Genomic DNA, 6,923 nt, shown 5'->3' with positions numbered 1-6,923 from the left:
GTCCGTGAGGGAGATTTCGTCGTAGCTATCGAGACTGTTGACTACCGCAAAATCGATACCGAGTTTGTAAAAAACATTTGTGTAGAGTCGCATCTGTGCAAGATCGGCCACACCGAGCAACTGGTAAGTAGGCTTGCAAGGATTGACAAGCGGGCCAAGAAGGTTGAACAGTGTACGTACTCCCAATGCCTTGCGCACAGGGCCGACGAACTTCATTGCCGGATTGAAAAGTTGGGCGTGCAGGTAGGCGATGTTACACTCGTCCATGCTGCGTTTCAACTTGTCGGGATCATTGGTGAAGCGGATGCCGTGTTGCTCCATGACATTGCTTGCTCCACTGACGGAAGTGGCACCATAATTGCCGTGTTTGGCAACTTTGTAACCGGCTCCGGCCACCACAAAACAGGCACAAGTGGAAATGTTGAACGTGTTCTTTCCATCACCTCCCGTACCTACGATATCGATAGGCCGATAAGGCGCGAAGTCGATAGGGATACGAGTCTCCATAAGGGCTTCGCGAAAGCCGATTAGTTCATCTACTGTGATGCTACGCATCTGAAATACAGTGAGTAATGCGGAAATCTGTGCTTCGGGGTAAGCTTCCCGGGTGATGTTCAGGAGAATTTGCTTGGTTTCTTCCGAAGTAAGCTCTTCGTGGTTGAAGAGACGAGTTAATATATCTTTCATTTTCTTATTTACGATTAGACGATTTACAATTTACGATTGAAAATTCTGTTGTGTTCGGAATGCCTCACTTTAGTGTTTGAAATGTGGCATTTCAGACGCCTTTCAGCCAGTTGCCTACAATCTGTTTTCCATCGGGAGTCAATACCGATTCCGGGTGAAATTGGATGCCGTGAACATCGTATTCCCGATGTTTCAGTGCCATGATTTGACCTTCGGAACTGATGGCGGTGATAACCAATTCTTCGGGAAATCCTTCCGTATCCACTACCCAGGAGTGATAACGGCCGACTGGTATTTCAGTAGGAAGACCGGAGAAAATGTAATCTTTATTCTTTATTTTTACATTCGTTTGTATGCCGTGAAAGACTTCACTCAGATTGGTGAGTTTCCCGCCGAATGCTTGTCCGATGGCCTGTTCACCCAGACAGACGCCAAGTATGGGTTTCCGTCCTGCGTAAGTGCGGATGACCTCTAATAGTAAGCCTGCCTCCTCGGGAATGCCGGGGCCGGGTGAAAGGATGATCTTATCATATTTCTCCAGTTCCTCAAGCTCTAATTTATCATTGCGTAGCACATCTACTTCTGCGCCGAGTTCTTTTACCAGATGAGCAAGGTTGTAGGTGAAAGAGTCGTAGTTGTCTATGATTACTGTTTTCATGATTTCATTTACAATTTACAATTTACAAAGTACAATTTTTTAAGTACAATTTACAAAGTACATGAATTTACATTTTCTCCGCCATTACGATTGCCTTTTTCAGTGCTCCCAGTTTGTTGTTCACCTCTTGCAACTCGTATTCTTCATTGCTCTTGGCTACGATGCCGCCGCCTGCCTGAAACCAAAGTACACCGTTGCGACTGACGAAAGTACGGATGGTAATGGCCTGGTTCAGTGAACCGTTCAGCCCGATGAAGCCGATGCAACCGCCGTAAGCGCCGCGATTGTGCGGTTCCAGTTCGCTGATGAGTTGCATGGCGCGTACCTTGGGTGCACCGCTTAGAGTGCCTGCCGGGAAGGTGTCGATGAATGCTTTGATGGGGCGGGCATCTTCGTTCAGCGTACCGCTGACGCGGCTTACCAGGTGGATAACATGACTGTAATATTGCATTTCCTTGTAGAAATCCACTTTTACATCGTGGCAGTTGCGGGAAAGATCGTTACGGGCGAGATCGACCAGCATGACATGCTCTGCATTCTCTTTGGGATCATCATGCAGGTATTGGGCGTTCAGCGCATCCTGTTCGGGATCTCCGGTGCGCTTGGTAGTACCGGCGATGGGGTCGATGTAGGCGTGGCGGCCTTCGATGCGGCAGTGCGTTTCGGGTGATGAACCGAAGATGCGGAAACCTCCGAAATCGAAATAGAACAGATAAGGAGAGGGGTTGATGCTGCGCAAGGCACGATAAAGTTTGAAGTCATCGCCTACGAAACGTTGTTCGAAACGGCGGGAGAGAACAATCTGGAAAACATCCCCACGCAGGCAGTGGGCAATTCCCTGACGGATATTTGCTTTATGCTGTTCGTCGGTCAGTGGGGAAGTGGTTTCACCAACGGCACGGAAATCGTAGGCGGTGTAATTGCGGTTATTGATGGCTTTCTGCACCGTATCCAGTTCACTTTCTTCACCGGGGGCAAGCATTTCAAGAAGTACCATTTCGTTCTTAAAGTCGTTGAAGACAATGAGGTACTGATACAAGATGTAGAGCATATCCGGTGCGTCGTTGGTGGCTTCGCGGCTATCTTTTACGGGAATATTTTCAAAATAGCGTACGGCATTGAAAGAGGTGTAGCCATAAAGACCGCAGTAATTGGCATATTCGCCTTCCACATGGAAGCAGCCGAGGAAATCCTCTAAAGCTTTTTCTACAGGATATTCCTGTGTGATGGGACGTTCTTCGCGAGTACCGTCGGGCAGGCGGAAGATGGCTGTTCCGTGGTCGATGCTGACGCTTGCCAATGGACAGAGTCCGATAAATGAACGGTTGTTTTCACTGCCGTGATAGTCGGAGCTTTCCATGAGTGCACTTTGGGGAAAGACGTCGCGGACTTTAAGATAGGTACTTACAGGAGTGTGCAAGTCGCCGAGAATGGTACGGCTATGTGTTTGATAATTATATGTATTCATTTTCTTTCGTGATTAGTTTTTAATGATTAATGATTAGTGGCACCGATGATCTTAGTGTTAATCACTAATCACTCAACACTAAACGTTAAATAAGTTTCTATATCCTTGTCTCCACGTCCCGAAACAGTCAGTACAACAACATCATCGGGTTTGAAGTTCAGCTTTTCGAGGGCACCGAGGGCATGGGCACTTTCCAGGGCGGGGATGATACCTTCCAGTTTCGTCAGTTCGTAGGCGGCGCGGATGGCTTCATCATCATTAACAGCAAGTACGATGGCACGTTTTTGTGCAGCCAGATTGGCATGCATGGGGCCGATACCCGGGTAATCCAGTCCGGCAGAGATAGAGTAGGGCTCTTCGATCTGGCCGTCTTCGTTCTGAATGACGTAAGTGCGTGCACCGTGAATGATTCCCATCTGTCCGAGGGCGATGGTAGCGGCAGTCATACCCGTATCTATTCCTTTACCACCGGCTTCGGCGAGGACGATCTGCACGCGGCTATCGTCGATATAATGGTAAATGGTTCCGGCGGCATTGCTACCACCACCTACACAAGCGATAAGATAGTCGGGGCAGTCACGGCCTTCTTTCTCAATGAGTTGCTTTTTGATTTCTTCGCTGATGACGGATTGCAGGCGAGCCACCATGTCGGGATAAGGATGAGGACCGACTGTGGAACCGATGATGTAGTAGGTATCGGCAGGATGACAACACCAGTCGCGGATTGCCTCGTTGGTAGCATCTTTCAGCGTCATATTTCCGGAAGTGACGGGGATGACGGTTGCACCCAGCATCTTCATTTTTTCTACATTGACATGCTGGCGTTCTACATCCGTTTTTCCCATGTAGACGATACATTCCATGTTCATCAGGGCACATACGGTGGCAGTAGCTACGCCGTGTTGTCCGGCACCGGTTTCGGCGATGATGCGATGCTTGCCCATGCGGCGTGCCAGAAGAATCTGTCCGATAGTGTTGTTAATCTTGTGAGCTCCTGTATGGTTCAGGTCTTCACGTTTGAGGTAGAGCTTGCAGCCATACTTTTCGGAAAGCCGGCGGGCATAGTAGAGTGGGGAAGGACGTCCTACGTAGTCACGCAGCAGTTGGTCGAACTCTTGCTTGAAATCTTCGCTTTGCAGTACTTTGAGATAGGTGTTCTGCAACTCTTCCACACACTTGTGGAGTATTTCGGGAACATATGCTCCACCGAATTCTCCGTAATAACCATCTTGATTTACTAAAAAACTCATAATCCTATTTTTTATTTAATTGTTTACGATTTACTGTTTATCTCAAAACCGGATAAAAGAAAAGAGCCCTGTCGCAGGTTGCGACAGGGCTCTTTCTTAATCTATATTATGTTCACATATATACATACGAGCGCTGCTCCCTTACGACTGTCGGAGTTGTAACGGGCGCCACCACCAATATGTATTTATGAGCATTGTTTTCATTGTCTTTTTGTTTTAGCTGTGGGCAAATGTAAGCACTTTGTTTTAATTACCAAAGAATTTCTTGCTTTTTTTCTTTCAAAGAACATTTTTCTTATAAAGTTGTTCTATAGGGGTATTCAGAACAACTATTATTCACAATAAAAAAGAAAGGATGAACTATGAAGCGAAAACATTTAGTTGCCATTGGCGTATCGATTGCTATTCTCTTGTTACTTTATTGGCTATTGGTGGCCGAAGATATGAATGCTTGGCTGAACGTTAATTGATTTTTCGTGACTTTCTTGCGGAGTTGTGCGGATAAAAATGTATCTTCGCAAAAAATCATAAGCTCATGAAAGGAATAAGTAACTCATTTTTGCGTACGATATGTGCGCTGATAATCGGTTTGGTATTGGTGATGTTTCCCAATGAGGCCGGAGACTATTTTGTAATAACGATCGGTGTTGTGTTTCTGATACCGGCATTATTAAGTATCATCGGGTATTTTGCCATGAGTGCCGAAGAGAGACGTCGCCTTCCTATCGAAGGAATCGGTAGTTTGCTGTTTGGGCTGTGGCTGATCATTATGCCCGGTTTCTTTGCAGACTTACTGACGTTTGTACTGGGATTTATCCTTGTACTGGGCGGTGTGCAACAGATTGCGTCGCTTTCTGCCGCCCGTCGCTGGATGCCGGTTCGTGTGGGATTTTATATCATTCCGGTGCTCATTCTGATTGCAGGGCTGGTTGCCTTGTTCAATCCGACGGGGGTACGTTCCACGGCATTTATCATTATCGGTATCACCAGCATAGTATATGCAGTTTCCGAATTGATAAATTGGTTTACATTTACTCGCAAACGGCCGAAGCCGGGTACGCCGAGAGCTTCTTCAAAGGCTGTAGACAATATTGAGGACGCGGAAATTATAGAAGATAAATGAGTGACAAGCTACGAGCTACAAGTTACGAGTGCTTTTCAGCGTGAGGCTATTTCAACAGAGTATCTCCATTCCCCTCCTCCTCGGAGGAGGGGTGCCCAAGGGGCGGGGTGGTAGGTGAGAAATAAATTCTTTATTTATAGGGTTCATTGGTATTTCCTTGCTTACCTACCACCTCCCCCCGTTGGGGTACTCCTCCTCCGACGGAGGAGGAGAATTGAGATAGTTTGGACTATAAAGAGTATGTCGGAAAGACTGCGTGGCATAGCAACTTGTAGCTTGTAGCTCGTCACTTGTAGCCCTATTATTTCAACCATTCGTTTATTAACTCCATAACTTCTGCCTTTTCGGCTTCGGGCAATGTGCTGATACGTGCCAGATGGCTGCCATTCGGTTGGATAAATACATGAATATTCTTCTTGTTTTTCAGCCAGGTGACGCCTGCGGCTGTCCATGGGTCGTTCTGACCGTAAATGAAGATCATTTTCGGGTCCTGTTTCTTTAGAAACTTGGTTATTTTCTTACTTAAAGTTTTGTCGAAAGGCATATCTTTCAACTCTTCGGGAAGCATCAGACGGTGCAGGTAACCTTCACTGGACTGGATGGAGAGATACTGCTTGAACGGTTGGACGTCATAACCATAGTATCCCAATTCACGGGCAGCTTGTACAAAGAAAGAAGCATTGGGACTGTCGGCGGTGAAATATCCCGGCTCACTGATGGCAAGCAGATGAGAGAAAATTTCATCATCAGAGGCTGTAGTAGCGGGTATGGAGCTGATAGGAGTACCCCACTGCCACAAAGCGAAAGAATATTCCAATACCGAGTAATCGTAAATTTCTTCAATCGGTGCACGGAATGAATAATTCTTTTCACTGCAATACTTTTCAAAACGGGGAAGTAAAGTTGCTTTCCGTTTCAAAGCTTCCAATTGGAAATCTTCAATTATCTTGCGGTTTTCCGGTGTTGAAACTTTATGCAGGAAAGGCTCATGACGTCCATCTTCTACTCCATAACAAAGCGGAGCTACGTAAGGAACGGAAATATCTACATCATCCGGATAGAAAGTGCGGTAAAGAAGGGTAGTCTGTCCTCCTTTGCTGATGCCGGTGGCGATCCATTTGCCCGGATAAATGTTTTTGAATGCGGTGGTAATGGCATGTAAATCGTCCGCAGAGTTCTCGGCTGTCAGGTATTGCCAGTCTTTGGGTTCGGGGGTAGACTCAAGGAAGTAGCGATATTCCACGAATATCATGTTGGCATTGAGAAGTTTTGAAAGCTCTTCACGATATTGGGAACGGAGGGCGTAAGCGGCGCCATAGCCTTCGGTAACGATCACTGTGGGGCGGTCGAAGCCGACATGAGAAACGATAACGCGTTGGCGAAAACTGCCTTTCTCCGGATGGCGGTGATCCAGCGGTTGGGTAAAATAGGTCACGTATTTCTCTGAAAACTCAGAAGTTTCCAGTGGGCGGATTTCTTTAATGGCGGAAATCGCGTTGATTTTTTGCTCCAGAACGGTCTGTGCGAAAGAAGAGGCCGATGCTGACAGCAAAACAAAGAGTAGGAGTGCTGCATAGCGAATGTGCATGTTCTTCATAATGAATCGTTTTTAATTTATCATCTGGTTTTGTAAATATTGACAAAGGTACGAAAAAGTGATATGCTGGAAAATAAATTACGATGATATTTTAGTTTTCAAAAAAAGAGAGAGAACTACCTCCCGGCACCTCTCCCCCT

At 46.5% G+C, this 6,923-nt stretch carries 6 protein-coding genes; 1 reads left to right on the top strand and 5 read right to left on the bottom strand.

Annotated elements, in window-relative coordinates:
- The 4 genes from trpD to trpB form a co-directional block, all read right to left on the bottom strand.
- Positions 1-687, bottom strand: a 687-nt coding sequence (gene trpD, locus BACCELL_RS22255) for an anthranilate phosphoribosyltransferase (protein ID WP_007214355.1), incomplete at its 3' end; no start/stop codon positions are given.
- 91 nt (positions 688-778) lie between these two features.
- Positions 779-1,345 (bottom strand): anthranilate synthase component II, encoded by a 567-nt coding sequence (locus BACCELL_RS22250; protein WP_007214354.1) that lies wholly within the window; start codon positions 1,343-1,345, stop codon positions 779-781.
- A 67-nt stretch (positions 1,346-1,412) separates the two neighbouring features.
- Positions 1,413-2,813, bottom strand: a complete 1,401-nt coding sequence (locus tag BACCELL_RS22245) for an anthranilate synthase component I family protein (RefSeq protein WP_007214353.1) — start codon at positions 2,811-2,813, stop codon at positions 1,413-1,415.
- Between the two features lie 68 nt (positions 2,814-2,881).
- The gene (trpB, locus tag BACCELL_RS22240; protein ID WP_007214352.1) at positions 2,882-4,063 is read right to left on the bottom strand and encodes a tryptophan synthase subunit beta; all 1,182 of its coding nucleotides are present in this window, start codon (positions 4,061-4,063) and stop codon (positions 2,882-2,884) included.
- A gap of 535 nt (positions 4,064-4,598) precedes the next feature.
- Here trpB and BACCELL_RS22235 point away from each other — a divergent pair.
- On the top strand, positions 4,599-5,186 hold the full coding sequence (locus tag BACCELL_RS22235; RefSeq protein WP_007214350.1) for an HdeD family acid-resistance protein: 588 nt from the start codon (positions 4,599-4,601) through the stop codon (positions 5,184-5,186).
- Positions 5,187-5,487: 301 nt separating this feature from the next.
- Here BACCELL_RS22235 and BACCELL_RS22230 read toward each other — a convergent pair whose 3' ends face one another.
- Complete coding sequence (locus BACCELL_RS22230; protein WP_007214349.1) at positions 5,488-6,783, bottom strand: S28 family serine protease; 1,296 nt, start codon at positions 6,781-6,783, stop codon at positions 5,488-5,490.
- Positions 6,784-6,923 lie beyond the last annotated feature (140 nt).

It is taken from the genome of Bacteroides cellulosilyticus DSM 14838, from assembly GCF_000158035.1.
Classification (GTDB): domain Bacteria; phylum Bacteroidota; class Bacteroidia; order Bacteroidales; family Bacteroidaceae; genus Bacteroides; species Bacteroides cellulosilyticus.
Note: the sequence above shows the minus strand (reverse complement) of the source record. Positions and strands in the feature narration are given on the sequence as shown.